This is a genomic window from Lysobacter silvisoli, assembly GCF_003382365.1.
Taxonomy (GTDB): domain Bacteria; phylum Pseudomonadota; class Gammaproteobacteria; order Xanthomonadales; family Xanthomonadaceae; genus Lysobacter; species Lysobacter silvisoli.
Genome location: NZ_QTSU01000002.1, coordinates 578,094 through 599,616 on the forward strand (window position 1 = coordinate 578,094; position 21,523 = coordinate 599,616).

At 68.3% G+C, this 21,523-nt stretch carries 21 protein-coding genes; 14 read left to right on the plus strand and 7 right to left on the minus strand.

From position 1 onward, the window contains the following. Positions 1-36: 36 nt before the first annotated feature. On the minus strand, positions 37-393 hold the full coding sequence (locus tag DX914_RS13830; protein ID WP_115859693.1) for an ArsR/SmtB family transcription factor: 357 nt from the start codon (positions 391-393) through the stop codon (positions 37-39). A gap of 181 nt (positions 394-574) precedes the next feature. Between DX914_RS13830 and DX914_RS13835 the strand changes: the two genes are divergently transcribed. Continuing rightward, a complete protein-coding gene (locus DX914_RS13835) occupies positions 575-1,231 on the plus strand; it encodes a phytanoyl-CoA dioxygenase family protein (protein ID WP_115859694.1) in 657 nt (218 codons plus the stop codon). Between the two features lie 104 nt (positions 1,232-1,335). Here DX914_RS13835 and DX914_RS13840 read toward each other — a convergent pair whose 3' ends face one another. From DX914_RS13840 to DX914_RS13860, 5 genes are all read right to left on the minus strand, one after another. After that, positions 1,336-2,001 carry a L,D-transpeptidase gene (locus DX914_RS13840; RefSeq protein ID WP_196778912.1) on the minus strand — a complete coding sequence of 222 codons (666 nt, stop codon included), beginning with the start codon at positions 1,999-2,001 and terminating at the stop codon, positions 1,336-1,338. Between the two features lie 176 nt (positions 2,002-2,177). Continuing rightward, positions 2,178-2,444: a hypothetical protein gene (locus DX914_RS13845; RefSeq protein WP_115859695.1), complete on the minus strand. Its 267-nt coding sequence runs from the start codon at positions 2,442-2,444 to the stop codon at positions 2,178-2,180. A gap of 506 nt (positions 2,445-2,950) precedes the next feature. Beyond that, a complete protein-coding gene (locus DX914_RS13850; protein ID WP_115859696.1) occupies positions 2,951-3,727 on the minus strand; it encodes a TSCPD domain-containing protein in 777 nt (258 codons plus the stop codon). Positions 3,728-3,830: 103 nt separating this feature from the next. Continuing rightward, positions 3,831-4,346 carry a hypothetical protein gene (locus DX914_RS13855; RefSeq protein ID WP_115859697.1) on the minus strand — a complete coding sequence of 172 codons (516 nt, stop codon included), beginning with the start codon at positions 4,344-4,346 and terminating at the stop codon, positions 3,831-3,833. A 289-nt stretch (positions 4,347-4,635) separates the two neighbouring features. Further along, positions 4,636-6,789: an adenosylcobalamin-dependent ribonucleoside-diphosphate reductase gene (locus tag DX914_RS13860; RefSeq protein WP_115859698.1), complete on the minus strand. Its 2,154-nt coding sequence runs from the start codon at positions 6,787-6,789 to the stop codon at positions 4,636-4,638. A 599-nt stretch (positions 6,790-7,388) separates the two neighbouring features. On the opposite strand from DX914_RS13860, the gene DX914_RS13865 reads away from it, so the two are divergent. The 8 genes from DX914_RS13865 to DX914_RS13900 all read left to right on the plus strand — a co-directional run bounded on the left by DX914_RS13865 (position 7,389) and on the right by DX914_RS13900 (position 15,810). Then, positions 7,389-8,825, plus strand: a complete 1,437-nt coding sequence (locus tag DX914_RS13865; RefSeq protein WP_115859699.1) for a Do family serine endopeptidase — start codon at positions 7,389-7,391, stop codon at positions 8,823-8,825. A gap of 73 nt (positions 8,826-8,898) precedes the next feature. Then, positions 8,899-9,261, plus strand: a complete 363-nt coding sequence (locus DX914_RS13870; protein ID WP_115859700.1) for a hypothetical protein — start codon at positions 8,899-8,901, stop codon at positions 9,259-9,261. Positions 9,262-9,267: 6 nt separating this feature from the next. Further along, positions 9,268-9,867 carry a phage holin family protein gene (locus DX914_RS20610; RefSeq protein ID WP_231118273.1) on the plus strand — a complete coding sequence of 200 codons (600 nt, stop codon included), beginning with the start codon at positions 9,268-9,270 and terminating at the stop codon, positions 9,865-9,867. A 31-nt stretch (positions 9,868-9,898) separates the two neighbouring features. Beyond that, positions 9,899-10,303, plus strand: a complete 405-nt coding sequence (locus DX914_RS13880; RefSeq protein WP_196778913.1) for a hypothetical protein — start codon at positions 9,899-9,901, stop codon at positions 10,301-10,303. Then, a complete protein-coding gene (locus DX914_RS13885; RefSeq protein WP_115859701.1) occupies positions 10,300-11,418 on the plus strand; it encodes an AI-2E family transporter in 1,119 nt (372 codons plus the stop codon). The genes DX914_RS13880 and DX914_RS13885 overlap by 4 nt, the downstream gene beginning before the upstream one ends. 77 nt (positions 11,419-11,495) lie before the next feature. Further along, positions 11,496-12,230 carry an HAD family hydrolase gene (locus tag DX914_RS13890; RefSeq protein ID WP_115859702.1) on the plus strand — a complete coding sequence of 245 codons (735 nt, stop codon included), beginning with the start codon at positions 11,496-11,498 and terminating at the stop codon, positions 12,228-12,230. Then, positions 12,227-13,603 (plus strand): leucyl aminopeptidase family protein, encoded by a 1,377-nt coding sequence (locus tag DX914_RS13895; protein ID WP_115859703.1) that lies wholly within the window; start codon positions 12,227-12,229, stop codon positions 13,601-13,603. The genes DX914_RS13890 and DX914_RS13895 overlap by 4 nt, the downstream gene beginning before the upstream one ends. A gap of 338 nt (positions 13,604-13,941) precedes the next feature. Next, positions 13,942-15,810 (plus strand): Calx-beta domain-containing protein, encoded by a 1,869-nt coding sequence (locus DX914_RS13900; protein ID WP_115859704.1) that lies wholly within the window; start codon positions 13,942-13,944, stop codon positions 15,808-15,810. A gap of 69 nt (positions 15,811-15,879) precedes the next feature. Here the strand turns inward: DX914_RS13900 and DX914_RS13905 are convergent, their stop codons facing one another. Continuing rightward, on the minus strand, positions 15,880-17,058 hold the full coding sequence (locus DX914_RS13905) for a Fic family protein (protein ID WP_115859705.1): 1,179 nt from the start codon (positions 17,056-17,058) through the stop codon (positions 15,880-15,882). Positions 17,059-17,238: 180 nt separating this feature from the next. Between DX914_RS13905 and DX914_RS13910 the strand changes: the two genes are divergently transcribed. The 5 genes from DX914_RS13910 to DX914_RS13930 all read left to right on the plus strand — a co-directional run bounded on the left by DX914_RS13910 (position 17,239) and on the right by DX914_RS13930 (position 21,519). Further along, positions 17,239-17,811 carry a hypothetical protein gene (locus DX914_RS13910; RefSeq protein ID WP_115859706.1) on the plus strand — a complete coding sequence of 191 codons (573 nt, stop codon included), beginning with the start codon at positions 17,239-17,241 and terminating at the stop codon, positions 17,809-17,811. Continuing rightward, complete coding sequence (locus DX914_RS13915; RefSeq protein ID WP_115859707.1) at positions 17,808-18,107, plus strand: winged helix-turn-helix domain-containing protein; 300 nt, start codon at positions 17,808-17,810, stop codon at positions 18,105-18,107. The genes DX914_RS13910 and DX914_RS13915 overlap by 4 nt, the downstream gene beginning before the upstream one ends. A 128-nt stretch (positions 18,108-18,235) precedes the next feature. After that, positions 18,236-19,531 carry an efflux RND transporter periplasmic adaptor subunit gene (locus DX914_RS13920; RefSeq protein WP_115859708.1) on the plus strand — a complete coding sequence of 432 codons (1,296 nt, stop codon included), beginning with the start codon at positions 18,236-18,238 and terminating at the stop codon, positions 19,529-19,531. Between the two features lie 41 nt (positions 19,532-19,572). Next, positions 19,573-20,262: an ABC transporter ATP-binding protein gene (locus tag DX914_RS13925; RefSeq protein ID WP_115859709.1), complete on the plus strand. Its 690-nt coding sequence runs from the start codon at positions 19,573-19,575 to the stop codon at positions 20,260-20,262. A gap of 99 nt (positions 20,263-20,361) precedes the next feature. Beyond that, entirely contained in the window at positions 20,362-21,519 is a 1,158-nt protein-coding gene (locus DX914_RS13930; RefSeq protein WP_115859710.1) for an ABC transporter permease, read from the plus strand. Positions 21,520-21,523: the final 4 nt, after the last annotated feature.

Consider the following 21,523-nt stretch of genomic DNA (forward strand, 5'->3'; position numbering starts at 1 on the left):
GACGTCTTCCGCACTGTCGTGCGCTGGGATTCGACCTCATTTCTTGCGACCACGAGCCTTCTCCTGTTGTTTGAGTTCGGCGATGACGCCGTCCAGCGCGTCGAAGCGCGCGTCCCACACTTGGCGATAACGCGAGATCCACGCCAGCTCTTCCTCGAGACGGCACGAGCCGATGCGGCAGGTACGCACGCGGCCGACCTTCTCGGTGGTCACCAGGCCGGCCTGCTCCAGCACCCCGACATGCTTCTTCATGCCCGTCAGGGTCATTCCGAACTTGTCGGCCAGATCGGTGATGGAGGCTTCCGCAGCCCCCAGGTGCTCCAGCACGCCGCGCCGGGTGACGTCGGAGAGGGCGGAGAAGGTCGCGTCGAGCCGAGCTTGATAGTGAACCATATGGTTCACTGTAAGACGCGCGCTGGCGGTTTGCAAGCCGCGATCGCCCCCCCCTCGACGACCGGCGACGGGCGGTCGCCGAACGGCAGCGCAGCCGCCCCGCGCTCGCCCGGCCTGCGCCCTGTCCTTCCGGGCACCGACCCGGTAAAAGAACCGGCACGCGTACGCGAAGCCGGAACCCATGATCGACCGCGAGCAACTCCACCGCGACGGATACGTACTGCTCCGCGGCGAAATCCCGCTGGATTGGCTACCCGATCTGCGCCGCGCGTTCGACGCGGGCGTACAAGCGTCGGAGCACTGGCCGGTGCCGCGCGGCCCAGGCTGGCGCCATTCGCTGCTGGACCTGGACCCGATCGTGCAAGCCGTCTGCCGGCGGCCGCGCCTGCTGGCCGCGGTGGGCGCGCTGATCGGCGAGCGCTACTTCCTGTCCCAGGTGGAGGGCCGCGAGCCCCTGCCAGGGGGCGGCCATCAGGGACTGCACCGCGACCTGTCCGCGCAGCGGCCGGGCGACACCGTCAACGCGCTCGCCTACTTCGACGATTACGGACCCGACAACGGCGCCACCCGCCTGGTGCCCGGCAGCCACCGGCCGACGCCGGACGCTCCAGCGCCAAGCGCCGACGACGAGTCCCGCAGCCTGCAACTGGCCGGCAGCGCGGGCGACATCCTGGTGTTCGACGCCGACCTGGTTCATGCGGGCAGCATCAATCCCGGCGACCTGCGCCGCCGCTCCGCACTGATCGGTTACTTCGCCGAATCCAACTATGCGGCGCACCTGAAAACCGCGCGCTTGCGCAGCGTGCGCATGGACACCAGCGAAAGATTCGAACCCTAGGGCGCCAGTGCCGCAAAAAGCGCGCGGGTCTTCGAGCGGCCCACGCTCAACCGACTAAGACTTCGCTGCTGCCCCGCATACGCAAGGCAGCGCGGACGCGCCGCTCAGTGGCGCGCGGAGCGCGCGCGCTTTCCTTTGCGCTGCCCGGTCGAGCGGCTCTGCGCGAAGTCGGGGAAGGTCTCCGCCAACGACGCCGTGTCCGGCAGGATATAGAAAATCCCCCCGCGCTCGAACGTCGAACTGATGATGCCTTCGTAAAACTCCGGCGAGACGTTGATGCAACCGTGAGTGACGCGGTTGTCGTCGGGCTCAGGCGATGCAAGACGTTCGGGACGCTTCTCGGCCGGCACGCCGGTAGCGGTCGGATGAATGGAGACCGCGGAGTCGTAGTCCACCCACAGCACACGTCCGGCGTCGATCGACGGGCCGAAACCGCCCACGAAGCGCCCCGCGGGCGTCGTGCGGTCCCGGCCCGGAATCTCGCGCAGCGCCAGACCCGCGATGCCGGGCGCCGTGTGGTCGCCGGTCGCCGAGCCGAACAGCCCGGGCGCCGCGCCGCGCAGTCGGCCATCGCCGCCGAACACCAGGATCTGCGCGGCGGCCTTGTCCATGATCGCGAACGGATAGCCGTGGTTGTCCTTGCTCGCGACCACCCAACCGGCGAACTCGATCACCGTATCGGACACGTCCTGGCCCGGCGGAAGCTGATCGGCGGCGTCCACCGTTTGCGCGGCGGCTTCCTTGGCAGGGGCATCCTTGGCATTGGCCACGCCGATGCTCGCCAAGGCCAGCGCGCATACCAGCGCGCCACGAGCGACCCGGATCGCAGGATGTAGGCAGATGCGAATAGGAAGGCTCCTCATTACCAAGATCTCATCAAACAAAGGAAACCGGCGGCCAGCAGGGCCACCGGTTTCCGGGTTCACAGCATTGCTTGCAAGCGCGATTAGCCGCGCGGCGAGCGACGGGGCGCGCGTTCGAGCTGCTGCACGCGGCCTTCGATCTGATCCAGGCGCTGGTTGGCCTGCTGCGCGGATTGATTGGCCGATTCGGCGCTCTGGGCCGCACCCTGCACCTTCGCATCGAGCTGATCGAGGCGAGAGTTGATCCCCGCGAACTCTTCCTTGTAGGTGGCGCAGGCGCCCAGGCCCAAGGTAGCGACGAGCGCCACACCGATCATGCGCGCCGTCTTCAGATGTTGCTTGGTCAGCATTCCAATCTCCTTCGTCATGGAGCTCGGAATATAGCGAGCTTTTCGCCGAAGCAATGACCTTGCCTTCAGCTGAGGTTGGCGTACGTATATGGTTCGTGAAGATGTGGAAATGCACGATTTGTGACTTGCATCGTGCTGCTTTCCAGCGGGATTCGCCGTAGTTGATCGACGATCACAAACTTGCCCTTGGCTCGCGCTCGCTATCGAGGGCGAACAGCGAACGTCAAGAGGCGCGCCATTTTCGCGCCAACCGACCGTGAGACCCCTAGCCGCCCCTATTCAGCAATGCCACGGCCGCCTACGCAAGCACCGACGAGCCTGCTGGACGAGCACGAGATCTTCGACCCGGCTTGCCCCGGCTTGGGCTCCGGTCGACGCCGGAGCCGCTCGATATCCGCACTGCAAGGAAACGACCCGGCACAAACAAAATGGGGCTCCGCGGAGCCCCATCCGGTGTCGATGGCTACTTGTTGCACTCGTCTAGCGAGTCATGCCCACATCCCCGCTCACCCGCACTTGCTGTAACCGCAGTTCAAGCAAGTCGCGCAGCCGTCCATGATCACCAGCGCCTTGGCGCTGCACTTGTGGCACAGCGTGGCCGAGGGCGGGAACGACACGCCTTCGCCGGTGACTTCGATGGTTTCGGCGGCGCCGGCGGCGCTGGATTCGGCGACGGCGTGGCTTACGTCAGAGTTTTTTTTTGAACGGTCTTCGTAGGCGCGGCGCTTTTCGGCGATGAGGGCGCGCTGGGCGTCGCTCATTTCCGGGTCGTGCAGCAGGCCGATCGACTTGAGGTGGTCTTCGACGATGGCGCCCAGTTCGGCCACCAGCGAGGGCATGTAGACGCCGCCGGCCTTGAAGTAGCCGCCGCGCGGGTCGAACACGGCCTTCATTTCGTCGACCAGGAAGGTGACGTCGCCGCCCTTGCGGAACACGGCGGACATGATGCGGGTCAGGGCCACGATCCACTGGAAGTGGTCCATGTTCTTCGAGTTGATGAAGATCTCGAAGGGACGGCGCAGTTCGTGCTCGGTGCCGGCGTTGAGGACGATGTCGTTGATCGTCACGTACAGCGCGTGCTCGAACAGCGGCGACTTGATCTTGTAGGTGGAGCCGACCAGGATCTCGGGGCGCTCGATGCGCTCGTGCATCTGGATGACGTCGGCGCTGGGCAGTTCCTCGACCTTGCGCGCGGCGACCTCGGCCTTGGCCGATTCCTTCGCCTTGTCTTCCGGGGTGACGACGCTGTAGCCCTTGATTTTCTTTTCGATCTTGACGGCCATCGGCCAGCTCCTGCTTGCGTGTCGCTAGTTCTAGTTCTGGTGTGGGCGCGGGGCCCGGTTCCCGCCCCTCTCCCGCGTGCGGGAGAGGGTGGGGAGCTACGGCTTACTTCTTCTTCGCGGCCTTCTTGGCCGCTTTCTTGGCGGCAGGCTTCTTCGCGACTTTCTTGGCGGCCTTCTTCGCCGCCGGCTTCTTGGCGACCTTCTTGGCCGCCTTCTTGGCGGCGGGCTTCTTGGCGACCTTCTTGGCGGCCTTCTTCGCCGCCGGCTTCTTGGCGACCTTCTTGGCCGCCTTCTTGGCGGCGGGTTTCTTGGCGACCTTCTTAGCGGCCTTCTTCACGCCAGCCTTCTTCGCGGCCTTCTTGGCCGGCTTCTTGCCGGTGGCCTTGGCCTTCAGGGCCGCGGCTTCCTTCTTGGCCTTGGCGCTGGCGCTGGCGAGCTTCTTCTTGGCGGTGCCCACGGCCTTCTTGGCGGCCTTGCGCGCGCGGGTGGCCGTGGTCTTGACCGTCTTCACCGCGTCTTCGGCGCGGGTGGCGATGGCGCTGCCGATGTTGGAGGCGGTTTCTTTCACGTTTTCGGCGGCCTGGGTCAGGGTCGCCGTCACACCATTTCCGTTGCTCATAGGCCCTCCTAGTGGGCTCATTCGGCGTGTCGCGTTGTAGGTACGGCTAATCGGGGCGTATCGGGTTTGGGGTGTTGCAAGGCGATGCTATACCTGCTTCGCCCGCGGAAACAGCGACGCGCCGCGCACGCGAGCCTGGCTGGGGAAACGCGCCGCTGGCCGGGCAGCGCGCGAGGCGTTTGAACGGTCGCCTCCGCCGTAAAGCTGGATGGGGGCTCGACGCAACTGGGTGTCGCGGAAATCCCCCCTGCCCCCCTTTTACAAAGGGGGGAAAGGCAGGTGCCCGGCCTTAGAACTTGCCGTAATAGCCTTCCTTGAGCGCGTCGAACAGGTTGGCGGCGGTGTGCATTTCGCCGTCGTATTCGATCTGCTCGTTGCCCTTGACCTCCAGCACGCTGCCGTCTTCGAGCTCGAAGCGGTAGGTGGTGTTCTCCAGGTCGGCTTCCTTCACCAGCACGCCCTGGAAGGCGGCCGGGTTGAAGCGGAAGGTGGTGCAGCCCTTCAGGCCCTGCTCGTGGGCGTAGCGGTAGATGTCCTTGAAGTCCTCGTACGGGTAGTCCGTGGGGACGTTCGCGGTCTTGGAGATCGAGGAGTCCACCCACTTCTGCGCGGCGGCCTGGACGTCGACGTGCTCCTTGGGGGTGATGTCGTCGGCGGCGATGAAGTAGTCCGGCAGCTGCGCGCCGGGCTCGTCGCTGAACGGCATGGCCTTGGCGTTGACCAGTTCGCGGTAGGCCAGCAGCTCGAAGGAATAGACGTCGACCTTTTCCTTGGACTTCTTGCCTTCGCGGATCACGTTGCGGCTGTAGTGGTGCGCGAACGAGGGCTCGATGCCGTTGGAGGCGTTGTTGGCCAGCGACAGCGAGATGGTGCCGGTGGGCGCGATCGAGCTGTGGTGGGTGAAGCGGGCGCCGATCCGGGCCAGCTCGTCGACCAGCTCGGGCGCGACCTCGGCCACGCGCTGCATGTAGCGCGAGTACTTGGCGTGCAGCACCTTGCCGGTGATCTCCTGGCCGACCTTCCAGCCGTCCTTCTTCATCTCCGGGCGCTTGCGCAGCATTTCGGCGGTGACGGCGAAGGCCTCGTCCATGATCGGGGCGGCGCCCTTCTCCTTGGCCAGCGCCAGGCCCATTTCCCAGCCGGCCACGGCCATTTCGCGGGCGATGCGCTCGGTGAACTCGCACGACTCCTTGGAGCCGTACTTCATCTTGAGCATGGTCACGGTGCTGCCCAGGCCGAGGAAGCCCATGCCGTGACGGCGCTTGCGCATGATCTCGGCGCGCTGCTGTTCCAGCGGCAGGCCGTTGACCTCGACCACGTTGTCGAGCATGCGGGTGAACACGCGCACGACTTCCTTGTATTCCTCCCAGTCGAACTCGGCCTGGTCGGTGAAGGCGTTGCGCACGAACTTGGTCAGGTTGACCGAACCCAGCAGGCAGGCGCCGTAGGGCGGCAGCGGCTGTTCGCCGCAGGGGTTGGTGGCGCGGATGGTCTCGCACCACCAGTTGTTGTTCATCTCGTTGACGCGGTCGATCAGGATGAAGCCCGGCTCGGCGTAGTCGTACGTCGAGACCATGATCATGTCCCACAGGTGCCGCGCGCGGATGTGGCCGTAGATCTTGCAGGCCACCAGGCCGTCGTCGCGCACGATGTAGTTGCGCTGGGTCGGCCAGTCGCGCCAGACCACCTTGGCCGCGTCGTCCAGGTCCAGGTCGCCGCGTTCCTTGATGTTGACCGGGAACACCAGCGGCCAGTCGGCATCGAGCTTGACCGCGTCCATGAAGCCGTCGGTGATCAGCAGCGACAGGTTGAACTGGCGCAGGCGGCCGTCTTCGCGCTTGGCGCGGATGAAGTCCTTCACGTCGGGGTGGCTGACGTCGAAGGTGCCCATCTGGGCGCCGCGACGGCCGCCGGCCGAGGACACGGTGAAGCACATCTTGTCGTAGATATCCATGAAGGACATCGGACCGGACGTGTAGGCGCCGGCGCCGGCGACGAAGGCGCCGCGCGGCCGCAGGGTCGAGAATTCGTAGCCGATGCCGCAGCCGGCCTTCAGGGTCAGGCCAGCCTCATGCACCTTCTCCAGGATGCCGTCCATCGAATCTTCGATGGTGCCCGAGACGGTGCAGTTGATCGTGGAGGTGGCGGGCTTGTGCTCCAGGGCGCCGGCATTGGAGGTGATGCGGCCGGCCGGGATCGCGCCGCGGCGCAGGGCCCAGACGAAGCGCTCGTTCCAGTACTGCTGCTTCTCGGCCGTGGGCTCGGCGTCCGCCAGGGCCTTGGCGACGCGCTGATAGGTGCCGTCGATGTCGGCATCCACAGATTCGCCGTTCTTGGTCTTAAGCCGGTACTTCTTGTCCCAGATGTCCTGGGATGCGGGCTGCAGCGGGATGTCCTTGTCAGCCGCTTCCGTCTTGACCGCCTCTAGGCGAACCGTGCTCATGCCTGATCTGTCTCCTTCAGCAGGAGGCGGGCCGTGCTGTTGCGCCCGCCGCCGGTGTGTCTAGTTGTTGGTGGTTTCTTGGTAATCGGGGTGGTACTGGGTGCCGCTGTGCCGCTTTCGTCGGACGGGCCGTGACCGCCGACGGCTACGCGCGCGAACGCGCCTTTACGCGCCGCGTGCGAGGTTGGTGTTTGGCGTCCGGGCCGTGCCTGCTCCTGTCATGCGCCGCCCCCCGCTGGCGCGTAACCGACCCAAGCCGAACCCCTAAGCTTGGGCTCCCGTCGCTAGGACGACCACAAGATGTAGTGTCGAAGCGAGGACTCAAGCTACGCCCGACCCCTGGCGGTGTCAACGGTTTTTTTGATGACAATCACGTGTATGGGGAATATCCCTCATGGGCGTTGCGCGCTACGTAAACGGCTGCGTATTACGGCCACAACGGTTGTGCACAGGGTGCATACGCGTGCACGGATGGGAAACTTCATCGCATATTTAGCGGTCTTCACGGAGACTGGCTGCATCCGTTCAGGGACGGTCCCGGACCGCCCCCCTGAGCACTCGCCGCCCCCCTTCATCCGACCATACGGAACCGCTGCACGATGCGCCCCCGCCCCCTGCCGACCCTGCTCGCCCTGACCCTGGCCGCCGCTTTCGGCGGTTTCGCCGCGACCGCGATCCGCGACGGCCTGGAGGCGCCGGCCCAGGCCTCGCCCGCGGCGGCCGCGCTGCCGGCGGTGTCGGCCCTGCCCACCGCGGTGGGCGGCCAGCCGGTGCCCTCGCTGGCGCCGATGCTGGCGCGGGTGACGCCGGCGGTGGTCAGCGTGCACACCAAGCAGACCATCCGCATCCGCAACCCGTTCGCCAACGATCCGATCTTCCGGCGCATGTTCCCCAACATCCCGCAGGAGCGGATCAACGAGTCGCTGGGCTCGGGCGTGATCATCGACGCCAAGAACGGTTACGTGCTGACCAACCACCACGTGATCGAGGGCGCCGACGAGGTGTCGGTGACGCTCAGCGACGGGCGCACGCTCAAGGCCGCCTTCGTCGGCTCCGACCCGGACACCGACATCGCGGTGATGAAGATCGCCGCCGACAACCTCAGCGCGCTGAGCCTGTCGGATTCGGACGCGCTCAAGGTCGGCGATTTCGTGGTGGCGGTGGGCAACCCCTTCGGCATCGGCCAGACCGTGACCTCGGGCATCGTCTCGGCGGTGGGCCGCAGCGGCCTGCGCGGGCTGGGCTACCAGAACTTCATCCAGACCGACGCGTCAATCAACCCGGGCAATTCCGGCGGCGCCCTGGTCAACCTCAACGGCGAGCTGATCGGCATCAACACCGCCAGCTTCAACCCGCAGGGCAGCATGGCCGGCAACATCGGCCTGGGCTTCGCCATTCCCGCCAGCCTGGCGCGCAACATCAAGGACCAGCTGATCGCCAACAACGGCGTGGTCCGCCGCGGCACCCTGGGGCTGGAGGCGCAGGACGTGGACGCGCGGCTGGCGCAGGCGCTGAAGCTGGACGAGCCGCGCGGCGCACTGGTGGCGCGGGTGTTCGCCGGCAGCGCCGCGGCCGCAGCCGGGCTGCGCGCGGGCGACGTGATCCTGAGCGCCAACGGCCAGCGCATCGACGGCCGCGACGCGCTGCGCAACTTCGAGGGCCTGCAGACGGTGGGCGGCAAGGTCGCGCTGGACGTGCGCCGCGACGGCCAGGCGCTGCAGCTCAGCGCGACCCTGCGCGAGCAGGCCAAGTCCTATGCCGGCGCGGAGCTGGACGAGCGCCTGACCGGCGCCAGCTTCGCCGAACTGCCCGAGCGCCTGCGCCAGGCCGGCGCCAGCGGGGTCATGGTGGAGTCGGTGACGCGCGGCAGCCGCGCCGAGCGCAACGGCCTGCAGAAGGACGACGTGATCGTGGCTGCCAACGCCGGCGATTTCGACGACCTGCCCGGCTTCCGCGCGAGCTTCACGCGGCCTCCGGCACAGTTGGTCCTGCGCGTGATGCGCGGTAACCGTGTGGGCAACCTGCCCATGCAATAAAGCGGTTCCGGGGATGGATCATCTTCAGGCCGCCGGCGCACACCCCAGTTCCGCCCTCAGACAGGAGAACGCAATGAGCCCCACCTCGACCGACGCCCTCAAGAGCAACCTGGGCGAAGCCGGATCCCACCTCAAGCAGGCCGCGTCCGACGCGGGCGAGGCGATCCGCAGCGCCGCCAGCGTGGCCGGCGACGAACTCAAGATCGGCCGCGCCAACGTCAAGGCCGACCTGGCCGACGGCGCCCTGGCCGGTCTGGCCGCGGCCGAGCAGGCCGGCGGTGCCGCGCGCGAGCAGGTGGACGCGCTGATGGACAAGGGCCGCGACCTGATCGACAGCGCGGCGGACCTGGTGCGCGAGCGTCCGCTGGCTTCGTTCGCGGTGGCCTTCGCCGCCGGTTTCATCATCGCCAAGCTCGCCCGCAGCGGCGACAAGTAAGCGCGCATGCAAAGCACAGGGGACGGGCGCGCGCCGCCGTCGGCCGAGGCCGGCGCGGCGCGCGACCCTAAGGCGGACGCGCCCGCCGCGGGCGCCGACGCCGACCTGCTGGAATCGCTGCGCGCCCTGGGCGCCAGCGGCCGCGCCGGGCTGGGCGCGGCCGGCGATACCGCCAAGGCCTTGCGCAGCCTGGTCGCGGCCGACATCTCGCTGGCGCGCAGCGCGCTGGGCCGCGCGCTGGCGCTGATGGGCGTGGCCATCGCCTTCGGCGGTTCGGCCTGGCTGCTGTTGATGGCCACCCTGATCGTGTTCCTCAGCCGCACCCTGGGCATGCCCTGGTCGCTGGCCCTGCTGTTGAGCGCGCTGCTGAGTCTGGCGGTCACCGCCTGGGCCGGCTGGCAGGCGGTGCGCTATTTCGAACACACCCGCATGCAGGCCACGCGCCGGCAGTTGGCGCGGCTGGGCATCGGCGAGCTGGCCGACTTCACCCCGGCACCGGGCTCGCCCGAGTCCGCGCGCGAGGCCACCCGGCGCTGGCCGCCGGATGCGCCCGGCGGCGACGCGCCGAAGAAGGACGAGCGCGGCGTCGACCTGACCCCGCCTTGACCGCCCCACCCGTTCGCTTACGAGAGCGCAGATGAGCTTCGATCAGCTGATCGCCAAAGTGCACCAGGCCGAGGACGTGGTGGAGGCGCAGGAACGGCGCCTGGTCGCGCACTGGGGTCACATCAAGGGCACCTGGCGCGAGAGCTGGACGCCGGGGCGCATTGTCGTCGCCGGCTTGGTCAGCGGCTTCGTGGTCGGCCGCGCCGAGCCCTTGCGCACCGCGGCCAAGAGCGGCGGCCTGATGCAGGCGATCTCGATGGTCTCCAGCCTGTTCGCGGGCGGCGGTGCGGCGGCGGCGGCCGATCAGGCCCAGCGCGCGGCCACCGCCACGCAGCAAGCGGCGGCGGCGGTGGACGACAGCGAAGAGGCCGCCGTGGCGCGCGCCGAAGCGACCGTGCAAGCTGTGCGTTCCACCGCCGACCCGATCGACTTTTGAACGCCGACGACGCCGAACCGGCCGCACCCGCGCCCGCCGAACCCGATCCGGCGCCCGCGCCCGCACGCCCGCCGCGCCCGCGCGCGCCGGCCTCGGTGGTGGTGCTGGCCACGCTGGCGGTAGGTGCCACGCTGTGGGCCGCGCAGGCGCTGATCCTGCCGATCCTGCTGGCCGCGTTCTTCGCCCTGGTCGGCAACCCGATCCTGCGCCTGCTGCGCAAGCTGTACCTGCCGCGTTTCGCCGCCGCGCTGGTGGTGCTGGTGGGCGGGCTGGCCCTGGCCGGGCTGCTGGCCAACCAGCTGATCGAGCCGGCGGGCGAATGGGTGCGGCAGGTGCCCAAGGAAATGAAGCAGCTGGCGCCCAAGCTGCGCGAGATGACCAAGCCGGTGCAGGAAGCCAACCGCGCCGCGCAGAACATCGCCCGCGCCGCTGGCGGCGAGAGCACGGCCAAGCCGATCCAGGTGGTCAAGACCGAACTCAACGATCCCTACAAGTCGCTGACGTCCACGCCCAAGTACCTGGCCTCGGTGCTGGCGGTGGTGCTGCTGACCTTCTTCTTCATGGTGTACGGCGAGGGCCTGCAGCGCAACGCGATCGCGCTGCTGCCGCGCCAGCACCAGCGCAAGATCACGGTGGAGATCCTGCAGTCGATCGAGCGCGAGATCTCGCGCTACGTGCTCACCATCAGCCTGATCAATTCCGCCGTAGGCCTGGCCCTGGCCGGCGCGCTGTTCTGGCTGGGCGTGCCGCTGCCCGAGGCGCTGCTGTGGGGCACGATGGCGGCGATCCTCAATTTCGCACCGTTCGTGGGCCCGCTGATCGGCATGGTGGTGATGCTGGTGATGGGCCTGGTGGCTTTCGACGAGCTGTGGCCGTCGCTGCTGCCGGCCGGGCTGTACCTGGCGCTGCACACCATCGAGTCGCAGCTGGTCACGCCGCTGGTGCTGGGCCGGCGCATGCGTTTGTCGCCGCTGGTGCTGATGCTGGCGCTGATGTGCTTCGGCTGGCTGTGGGGCATCGTCGGCCTGCTGCTGGCGGTGCCGCTGCTGGTGTGCGTGAAGCTGGTGCTGGCGCGGATCGAGGGACTGGAGCCCTGGTCCAAGCTGCTGGAATGAGACCGTAGGTGAAAACCCCTACGGATTCGGCGGGGAAAGCGCCGGGCCGCGCACGCTTTAGACGCTAAAATGGGCGAATGAGCTTTCCCGTTCGCGCCATCACCCTGGACCTCGACGACACCCTGTGGCCGATCGCGCCGGTGATCGTGCGCGCCGAGCAGGCGCTGGCCGCCTGGCTGCTGCAGCACGCGCCGCGCACCGCGCAGCGCTGGCCGGCCGCGGCCATGCGCGAACTGCGCGACCAGGTGGCCGCCGAGCACCCGCAGCTGGCCCACGACTTCACCCGCCAGCGCAAGCTCACCCTGGAGCGCATGCTGCGCGAGGCCGGCGACGACCTGGCCCTGGTCGAACCCGCGTTCGACGTGTTCTTCTCCGCGCGCTGCGAGGTCGAGCACTACGAAGACAGCCTGGCCGCGCTGGACCGCCTGGCCGCGCGCGTGCCGCTGGCCGCGCTCAGCAACGGCAACGCCGACCTGAAGCGCATCGGCCTGATGCATTTGTTCCGCTTTCAACTGGGCGCGCGCGAGCACGGCGCGGCCAAGCCGGCGGCGAGCATCTTCCACGCCGCCTGCGCGCGCCTGGACTGCGAGCCGGCGCAGGTGCTGCATGTGGGCGACGACATCGAGCTGGACGTGGTCGGCGCGCACCATGCCGGCCTGCGCACCTGCTGGATCAACCGCTGCGGCGACGATGGGCTGCGCCGCGACTGGCCGCATGCGGGCCTGCGCCCCGACCTCGAATTCGATTCCCTGACCGCGCTGGCCGACTGGCTGGACGCGGCCCACGACACTCCGGACACCGCCGCCGCATGAACCTACCGCTGGGCTTTACCGATAACGCCGCCGACGCGCTGCCCCTGCATGTGGTCACGCGCGCCGAATTCGCCGCCTGGCAGGCCACGCTGCCGGCGCCGATCGCGGCCTGGGTGGCGGCGCAGCAGTTCGACGCCAGCCCCGGCACCCTGCTCACCCTGCCCGGCCTGGAAGGCGGCCTGGGCGGCGCGGTGCTCGGCATCGGCGATCCGCTGGACCCGTATTCCTACGGCCACGCGCCGTTCGGCCTGCCGATCCGCGCCTGGCGCGTGGCCGGCGCGCGCGACGCCGCCGCGACGGCCGCGCTGCAACTGGGCTGGGGCCTGGGCAGCTACCGTTTCAGCCGCTACCGCCAGCCGCTGCGCGCGCCGGCGCAATTGCTGATCGAACCGGGCCACGGCGAAACCTTCGACCTGCTCGCGGCCAGCCTGCGCGTGCGCGACCTGATCAACACGCCCACCGAGCACATGGGCCCGGAGCAGTTGCAGGAGATCGCGCAGGAGATCGCGCAGCGCCACGGCGCGCAGTTCGACGCCGTGGTCGGCGACGAGTTGCTGGCGCAGAACTTCCCCGCCATCCATGCCGTGGGCCGCGCCTCGCACCGCGCGCCGCGTTTGCTGCGCCTGAGCTGGGGCGACAGCGCGCACCCGCACGTGGTGCTGGTGGGCAAGGGCGTGTGCTTCGACACCGGCGGCCTGGACCTGAAACCCGCCGACGGCATGCGCAACATGAAGAAGGACATGGGCGGCGCCGCGCACGCGATCGCCCTGGCCGAGCTGGTGATGGCGCGCAAGCTGCCGCTGCGCATCACCCTGCTGGTGCCGGCGGTGGAGAACGCGGTCGGTCCCGACGCGTTCCGCCCGGGCGAAGTCATCGCCACGCGCCAGGGCATCAGCGTGGAGATCGACAACACCGACGCCGAAGGCCGCGTGGTGCTGTGCGACGCGCTGACCCATGCCGGCGAACTGTCGCCGGCGCTGGTGCTGGACTTCGCCACCCTGACCGGCGCGGCGCGCATCGCCCTGGGCCCGGACTTGCCGGCGCTGTACAGCAACGACGACGCGCTGGCGCTGGCCTGGCTGGACGCGGGCATGCACCAGCGCGATCCGCTGTGGCGCATGCCGCTGTGGCGCCCCTACCTGCGTTACCTGACCAGCGCCATCGCCGACATCGCCAACGGCGGCCCGTCGAAGATGGCCGGCTCGGTGACGGCGGCGCTGTACCTGGAGCGCTTCGTGCCCGCGGGCCTGCCCTGGGCGCACCTGGACGTGTACAGCTGGAACGACAGCGACCGGCCCGGCCGCCCCGCCGGCGGCGAAGCCCAGGGCCTGCGCGCGGTGTACGCGCTGCTCAAGGCGCGCGCCGGCATCTGATTCCGGCGTGGAATCGCCGTCGCCCCTATGTGCGGCGGCGCACACAGCACCGTCGCATTCGAAAGCGGCGTCGACGCACGCTTGCGTTCGTATGCGCCTGCCGTGGATCGCATGGCAACGACGACGCAGGCACAAGTGCAAGCTGCCGAATTCAGCACAAAACCATGCCCCAAAAAGCGCAGTTTGCGTGTAAATTCACTAGCGAAAGTCAGTAATCATGCCAGCGGCCTAGCGTGGCTGCGTCGTAATCGCCTGTTTGCGGGCCCGCCCGCGGCCATGGCGATTCGATACATGAGGTCCGCCGCCCGCGCACGCGGCGGATTCAGGGAGGAAGGGGAATGCCGCAACGTACACCGCGCCGTGCCGGCGCGCTTTGCCTGGCCTTGATCGCCGCCGCCTACGCGCCCGGCGCAGCCGCACAGGTGCAACGCACCTTCGTCAATCTGGGCTTCGAGCAGCCGGTGCTGACCGGCAGCAGCTGTTACTTGATCGTGTCGTCCACCGTCGTGCCCGGCTGGGACACCGACCATCCCGCCAACGTCGTCAGCGGCAGCTGCACCCTGGCCGGCCAGCCCGCAGGCGCGGCGATCACCGGCCCCATCGAGATCTGGCGCGGCCCCAGCTTCAGCAGTGTGCCGCCGCGCGCGGGCAACCAGCATGCCGAGCTCAACGCCTACACCGCTTCGCGTCTGTCGCAGACCATCTGCCTGACCAACGGCGAGCGCGTGGACTGGAAGCTCAGCCACCGCGGACGCAACAGCAACGTCACTCCCGACGTGATGAACTTCAACATCGACAGCACGACCAACACGGTCGCGGTGCTGTCGAGCACCACCGTGGCCGGTGGCGTGCCGGTGTGCCTGGACAGCGGCAACGTCGACAACCTCAGTTGCACCGTGGCCGCGGGCGGTAACGGTTGGGCCGACTATTCCGGCAGCTTCAATTGGAACGGCACCAGCGGCAACCACAACTTCGGCTTCCAGGCCGTGGGTGGCGGCGGCTCGGGCAACTTCCTGGACGACATCCAGGTCACCCTGCGGCCCTATTTGGAATTCGACCCGGTCAGCTACTCCACCCGCGAAGGCCAGGCGGTGGCCTCGCTGCCCACGATCCGCATCACCGGCACCGTCCCCGCCGGCGGCATCACCGTGCTGGTCAACATCACCGGCGGCACCGCCACCAGCGGCAGCGACTACACCGCCGGCGCCAACGTCAACGTGACCATTCCGGCCGGCACCTACGACGACAACCGCTTTCCGATTCCGATCACCATCGTCGACGACAACGTGATCGAGGACAACGAAACCGTGCTGGTGCAGGTGCTGCCCAACGCCAGCGCCTACACCATCGCCTCGACCACGACCTGCGGCAGCGCCACGGTGCAGAACACCGCCACCCTGACCATCGTCGACAACGACGTGGACCTGCAGGCCACCAAGACCGTCAGCGGCAACGCCACCCCGCCGGCCGGCGGCAGCACCCAGTTCACCGTGACCTACCGCAACAACACCGCGCGCCCGACCGTGGGCGACACCACCGCGCACGACGCGGTGGCGCCGGTGACCGACGCGGTGCCGTCGGGGCTCACGTTCGCCAGTTGGACCTGCACCGGCAGCAACGGCGGGCTATGCCCTGCCGCCAGCGGCAGCGGCCCGATCGGCGGCAACGCCACCCTGCCCGCGGGCAACGGCGCGGCCGGTGGTTCGGTCACCTACGTGATCAACGCCACCCTGGGCGCGACCCAGTGCACGGCGGTGACCAACACCGCCAGCATCGCCACCAACGCGCCGCTAGCCGAGGGCGCCAGCGCTCAGGCCGGCTTCACCACGCCGGTGCCCGGCGGCAGCGCCAACAACAGCGCCAGCGCCATCGTCGATCCGCTGTGCGCCGATCTGACGATGACCAAGAGCGAGACCGGCAACCCCAGCACCTATACGCCCGGCGCCACCACCACCTACGTGCTGCAAGCCTGCAACCCGACCGGGCCCGACGGCGCCACCGGCGCGGCCATCGCCGACACCCTGCCCAACGGCGTGACCCTGACCGCGCCCTGGACCTGCAGCGGCACCGGCGGCGGCACCTGCCCGGCCAGCGGCGGCAGCGTCGGCGGCAATTCGGTGGCGGTGGCCGGGGTCAACCTGCCGGTCGGCGCCTGCGTCAGCGTCAACGTGCCGGTGATCTTCAGCGCGAATCCCGGCGACTACTGAGCTGCGCTCGCCGCGGGCCTGCGGAGCAAGCCAGATGAGCGGCGCTCCGGGGCGCGCGTCTGATCGAAGCTAGCGGGGTGCCTGGTTGAGACGGTCGACCAGCTCCCTGGCATGAAAGGTACGGCCCCACTTTCTCTCGTCGCGAGGGGTCAGGATTCCCTTTGCGACCAGCTGATCGACACCCGTGAGCGCCGCACGATCCGACACCTCCAACAATCGCGCGACGTCCTTGACGCTGACGACCGGCTGACCGACCAATAGTTGCGGAAGGCGCCGAGCCACGGAATCCCGGCGGAACTCCTGGGTGCGCTCGCCCCACTCTTCGACAAGTAGGCTCAGGTCTTGAGCGATCTTGATGGACTCGTCGGCGGCCTCGACGACCGCATCGCACACCATACTGAACCACGGGGCCCAGTTGCCTTGGATCTGCACGCTGTTGAGCGCGTCGTAATAGCCCCGGCGATTGCGCAGCAAGGTGCCGGAGAGATAGAGCGGCGGATGTCGTTCCGCGGCTAGGATCAACGGCATGATCAGTCGGCCGACACGGCCGTTGCCGTCTTCATAGGGATGGATAGTCTCGAACTGGGCATGAGCGATCGCCAATTGCGCAACGATCGACAACTCGGTCTGCTCTTCCGGCAGCGCACGGTACTGCAGCATGCCTTGCTCCAGATCCTGCATGCAGGCCGGGATGCATTCGGGCGGCGCAGGAACGAAAGCGGCATCCTCGATTCGACCTTGGCCGATCCAGGCTTGGCGATCGCGATAGTCGGCAACGACCAAGCCGGTTCTCTCGTCCTCCCGCATGAGAATCCCATGCAACTCGTTGAGCAATTGCAGCGTAAGGGCGGCGCGGCCGCCCGCGCGAACGCACGCCATGCCGTGCTGAAGCGCCTCCACGTAGCGTAGGGTGACGCCCACATCGGCAGGCTTGCCTTCGGCGCTGCGAGTGACCTCGTAGGTCAGCAGTTGATCCAGGTCGGTCCGCGTCCCTTCGATCTGGGAGCTTTGGACGGCTTCGCGGCGGGCCAGGGTACGCGTCAGCAGGTCCGGGTTCTGCCAGTGCGGGACCGCCCCTTCCAGGCGCCCGAGAGCCAAGGTCGCCTGGGTGAAGCCACGATGCACACGCTCGCCTCCTGACGGCATCTGGCGCGGAACAGGCGGGGCGACCATCGCCCTGACGCTCGGCTTGTCCGCCAGGGGGACGAGGTAACCGCGAAGGGCTGGGGCGATCTGGTCGAGGCGCATGGTAGGCACCTAAAGTTCAAAAGAGTCTAGTTCTTTTGAATTTTAATTCAATATTCTTCGTTTTTTTGGACGACTTTCGAAGGAACCCGCCCCGAGGAGCGGCACGCTTGCGCGGCCATGGCGCTTGATTTACTCTGAATTACAGAGTTCTCTATATCCACACCCTGGACGGCTGCCGCCATGACCCGCGAAGACCTGCAAAGCGACCTGGACTACGTGACCCGCACCCTGCGCCGGCGCGAACGGCCGGCGGGCGTGCCGGCGATCTATTTCCTGTGGGCGGCGCTGGTGCTGGTCGGCTTCGCCCTGCCCGACTGGGCGCCGCGCCTGTCCGGGCCCTACTGGCTGATCGCCGGCCTGGGCGGCGGCGCGCTCAGCCTGTGGCTGGGCGCGCGCGACAGCCGCCGCAGCGGCGTGATCGATCGCGGGCTCGCGCGCCGCTACGGCTACCACTGGCTGGTGGCCAGCATCGCCTTCGCCCTGACCGCGCTGCCGATCGCGCTGGGCCGCTTCGAAGTGCAAACCGGGGTGGCCAACTTCCTGCTCACCGCAGGCACGGTCTATGCGCTGGCCGGCGTGCACCTGGACCGGCCGATCCTGTGGAGCGGCCTGGTGATGTACGTGGCCTACGCCGCGATCGTGCTGTTCTCGCCGCCTTACATCTGGACTTTGGCCGGCGTGGCGACCTCAGCCGCATTGGCCTGGGCTGGCTGGTCGACGCTGTCGCAGCGCAAGGCGGCGGCCACGGCATGAAGGCGCTGGAGGGGCTCGATCCGGCGTTCGAGCACCGCGTGCGCCTGGCGATCGCGGTGCTTCTGATGCGCCACGACGAGATCAGCTTCGCCGCGTTCAAGCAGCAATTGCAGCTCACCGACGGCAATCTCGGCGCGCAGCTGCGGCGGTTGGAGGACGAGGGTTATCTCGCCTTGCGGCGCGACTTCGTCGAACGCAAGCCGGTGACCTGGTACCGCATCACGCCTTCGGGGCGCGAAGCGCTGCAGCGGCACCTGGATGCGCTGCGCTCGCTGATCGCCGGCACGGGCGCCTGAGGCGTACGCGCAAGTTCGGGACAAGTAACGGGATGTGACAAATGCTACTGACAGATTCTGACTTCCGGCAGGTTGGCGCCTGAACGGCCTACGGTCACACTAGGCACACTTTTTCGTCCGATTGGGCTATGGCCACTTCCTCTTCCGATCTCCTCAAGGAACTCCGCATCGACCGCAAGGCGCCGCCCGAGCCCTCCGGCGGTGGACGCGGGCTATGGATCGCACTCGGCGCGGTCGGCGTGCTCGCCCTGCTGGGCGTGGGCGGCTGGGCGCTGTTCGGCCGCGACAACGCGCCGCAGGTGCGCACCGCGAGCGCGGTGGCCATCGGCGGCGCCGGCGGCGGCAACGCCTCGGTGCTGGACGCCACCGGCTACGTGGTGGCGCGGCGCATGGCCACGGTCTCGGCCAAGATCACCGGCCGCGTGCGCGAGGTGCTGATCGAGGAAGGCATGCGCGTGGAAGCGGGCCAGGTCATGGCCACGCTGGACCCGATCGACGCCGATGCCGAGCGCTCGCTGGCCAACGCCCAGCTCGGCGCCGCGCAAAGCGACACCGCGCGCGTGCAGGCCCAGCTCAAGGAAGCCGAGGCCAACGCTGTGCGTTTGTCGGCGCTGGTCAAGCAGCAGCTGGTGGCGCGCTCGCAGTACGACCAGGCCGTGGCCGAGCGCGACGCGCTGCGCGCCTCGCTGCTGACCTCGCAGCGCAACGCCAAGGTCGCCGGCGACCGCCTGCGCATCGCCGACATCGGCGTGGACAACACCGTGGTGCGCGCGCCGTTCTCCGGCGTGGTCACCGCCAAGGCCGCGCAGCCGGGCGAGATCGTCTCGCCGCTGTCGGCCGGCGGCGGCTTCACCCGCACCGGCATCGGCACCATCGTCGACATGGACTCGCTGGAAGTGGAAGTGGACGTGGGCGAGTCCTTCATCGGCCGCGTGCAGCCGAAGATGCCGGTGGAGGCCACCCTCAACGCCTACCAGGACTGGAAGATTCCGGCCGAGGTGATCGCGATCATTCCCGCCGCCGACCGCGGCAAGGCCACGGTCAAGGTGCGCATCGCGCTGAAGGTCAAGGGCGATCCGCGCATCGTGCCCGACATGGGCGTGCGGGTGAGCTTCCTGGAGCCGGCCAAGCCGGTGGCCGCCAACCAGCCCAAGCCCGGCGTGCTGGTGCCGGCCGCAGCGCTGACCCAGCGCGACGGTGCCGACGCGGTGTTCGTGGTCGAGAACGAAAAGGCCCTGCGCCGCACAGTGAAGACCGGCCGCAGCCTGGGCGACGACCGCGAGATCCTGGAAGGCGTGAGCGGCGGCGAGACCGTGGTGCTGGATCCGCCCGAATCGCTGAGCGACGGCGCGCGCGTGCGCGTGGCCGCCGAGAACGCAGACAACGCCCAGGCCGGTGACGAATCGGCCCCCAGCAGCGAATAACACCCGACATCCCTCTAATCGCTATCGCGCGAGGACGTGCAATGGATACGCTGGTTTCGATCCGCAACCTCAAGAAGACCTATCAGCGCGGCCCGGAAAAGGTCGAAGTGCTGCATGGCATCGACCTGGAGATCCCCAAGGGCGACTTCGTCGCGCTGATGGGCCCCTCCGGTTCGGGCAAGACCACCCTGCTCAACCTGATCGGCGGCCTGGACAACCCCACCAGCGGCGAGATCGAGATCGAGAACCAGCGCATCGACCGCATGAGCGCCGGCCAGCTATCGCAGTGGCGCAGCAACAACGTCGGCTTCGTGTTCCAGTTCTACAACCTGATGCCGACCTTGAACGCGCAGAAGAACGTGGAACTGCCGCTGCTGCTGACCAAGCTCAGCGCCTCCCAGCGCAAGCGCAACGCCGAGATCGCGCTGCAATTGGTGGGCCTGGCCGAGCGCGGCAAGCACCGCCCCAACGAACTCTCCGGCGGCCAGCAGCAGCGCGTGGCGATCGCCCGCGCGATCGTGTCCGACCCGACCCTGCTGATCTGCGACGAGCCCACCGGCGACCTGGACCGCCAGTCGGCCGAGGAGATCCTGGCCCTGCTGCAGTCGCTCAACCGCGACCACGGCAAGACCATCGTCATGGTCACCCACGATCCCAAGGCCGCCGACCACGCCCGCCGCACGATCCACCTCGACAAGGGCACCCTGGCCGCCAACGGCTCGGGGCACTGAAGCGCGCTCGACGAGGCACGTTCGCGTGCGCTCGTCACCGCCCCGTCGTAGGGACCGCCCGGCCGCGAAGGCGCGGGCTACACCAAAGGAATTGCAGACATGAAATACCTGCACCTGATCTGGGCCGCCTTGTTCCGCAGCAAGACCCGCACCCTGCTGACGCTGTTGTCGGTGGTGGCCGCGTTCCTGCTGTTCGGCATGCTCGATTCGGTCCGCGTGGCCTTCAACTCCGGCGGCAGCGTCGCCGGTGCCGACCGCCTGGTCGTGGCCTCGCGCCTGTCGATCACGCAGATGCTGCCCTACAACCTGCTGACCCGGATCGAGGCCCAGCCGGGCGTCAAGAAGGCCGCCTACGCGGCCTGGTTCGGCGGCATCTACCGCGATCCGAAGAACTTCTTCCCCAACTTCTCGGTCAGCCCGAACTACCTGGACCTGTTCCCCGAGTACAAGGTCCCGCCCGAGCAGGTCAAAGCCTGGTTGAACGACCGCCAGGGCGCGATCGTCGGCGCCGCGCTGGCCAAGCGCCACGGCTGGAAGGTGGGCGACACCATCCCGCTGCAGGCCACGATCTTTCCGACCAAGGGCAGCAACGACTGGCCGCTGAAGCTGCGCGCGATCTTCGAAGTCGCCGACAGCAAGCGCAAGGGCGAAGAGAACATGCTGCTGTTCCACTGGAAGTACTTCGACGAGTCCAACGACTACGTCAAGAGCCAGGTCGGCTGGTACACGGTCAAGCTCGACGACGTGAACCAGGCCTCGCGCGTGGCCAAGGAGATCGACAAGCTGTCGGAGAACTCCGATCACGAGACCAAGACCCAGACCGAACAGGCGTTCAACCAGTCCTTCGCCAAGCAGTTCGCCGACATCGGCCTGATCGTGAGCGCGATCATGGGCGCGGTGTTCTTCACCCTGCTGCTGCTGACCGGCAACACCATGGCCCAGGCGGTGCGCGAACGCATTCCGGAACTGGCGGTGCTCAAGACCATCGGCTTCAGCGACCGCAGCGTGCTGGGCCTGGTGCTGACCGAATCCATCCTGCTGATCGTGATCGGCGGCTGCATCGGCCTGGGCATCGCCGCGGTGATCATGCCGGGGGTGAGCGCGGCCAGCGGCGGCGTGATCCAGCTGCCCACCGTGCTGCCGCAGACCTGGGCCCTGGGCGTGGGCCTGATGGTGGCCATCGGCATCGCCGTGGGCCTGTTGCCCGCGCTGCGCGGCATGCGCCTGAAGATCGTCGACGCCCTCGCCGGCCGCTGAGACC

Bases quoted from the DNA above. Each gene is read 5' to 3' on its own strand.
- DX914_RS13830 (WP_115859693.1), bottom strand. From the start codon at position 393: ATGGTTCACTATCAAGCTCGGCTCGACGCGACCTTCTCCGCCCTCTCC.
- DX914_RS13835 (WP_115859694.1), top strand. From the start codon at position 575: ATGATCGACCGCGAGCAACTCCACCGCGACGGATACGTACTGCTCCGC.
- DX914_RS13845 (WP_115859695.1), bottom strand. From the start codon at position 2,444: ATGCTGACCAAGCAACATCTGAAGACGGCGCGCATGATCGGTGTGGCG.
- DX914_RS13850 (WP_115859696.1), bottom strand. From the start codon at position 3,727: ATGGCCGTCAAGATCGAAAAGAAAATCAAGGGCTACAGCGTCGTCACC.
- DX914_RS13855 (WP_115859697.1), bottom strand. From the start codon at position 4,346: ATGAGCAACGGAAATGGTGTGACGGCGACCCTGACCCAGGCCGCCGAA.
- DX914_RS13860 (WP_115859698.1), bottom strand. From the start codon at position 6,789: ATGAGCACGGTTCGCCTAGAGGCGGTCAAGACGGAAGCGGCTGACAAG.
- DX914_RS13865 (WP_115859699.1), top strand. From the start codon at position 7,389: ATGCGCCCCCGCCCCCTGCCGACCCTGCTCGCCCTGACCCTGGCCGCC.
- DX914_RS13870 (WP_115859700.1), top strand. From the start codon at position 8,899: ATGAGCCCCACCTCGACCGACGCCCTCAAGAGCAACCTGGGCGAAGCC.
- DX914_RS20610 (WP_231118273.1), top strand. From the start codon at position 9,268: ATGCAAAGCACAGGGGACGGGCGCGCGCCGCCGTCGGCCGAGGCCGGC.
- DX914_RS13880 (WP_196778913.1), top strand. From the start codon at position 9,899: ATGAGCTTCGATCAGCTGATCGCCAAAGTGCACCAGGCCGAGGACGTG.
- DX914_RS13890 (WP_115859702.1), top strand. From the start codon at position 11,496: ATGAGCTTTCCCGTTCGCGCCATCACCCTGGACCTCGACGACACCCTG.
- DX914_RS13895 (WP_115859703.1), top strand. From the start codon at position 12,227: ATGAACCTACCGCTGGGCTTTACCGATAACGCCGCCGACGCGCTGCCC.
- DX914_RS13900 (WP_115859704.1), top strand. From the start codon at position 13,942: ATGCCGCAACGTACACCGCGCCGTGCCGGCGCGCTTTGCCTGGCCTTG.
- DX914_RS13905 (WP_115859705.1), bottom strand. From the start codon at position 17,058: ATGCGCCTCGACCAGATCGCCCCAGCCCTTCGCGGTTACCTCGTCCCC.
- DX914_RS13910 (WP_115859706.1), top strand. From the start codon at position 17,239: ATGACCCGCGAAGACCTGCAAAGCGACCTGGACTACGTGACCCGCACC.
- DX914_RS13915 (WP_115859707.1), top strand. From the start codon at position 17,808: ATGAAGGCGCTGGAGGGGCTCGATCCGGCGTTCGAGCACCGCGTGCGC.
- DX914_RS13920 (WP_115859708.1), top strand. From the start codon at position 18,236: ATGGCCACTTCCTCTTCCGATCTCCTCAAGGAACTCCGCATCGACCGC.
- DX914_RS13925 (WP_115859709.1), top strand. From the start codon at position 19,573: ATGGATACGCTGGTTTCGATCCGCAACCTCAAGAAGACCTATCAGCGC.
- DX914_RS13930 (WP_115859710.1), top strand. From the start codon at position 20,362: ATGAAATACCTGCACCTGATCTGGGCCGCCTTGTTCCGCAGCAAGACC.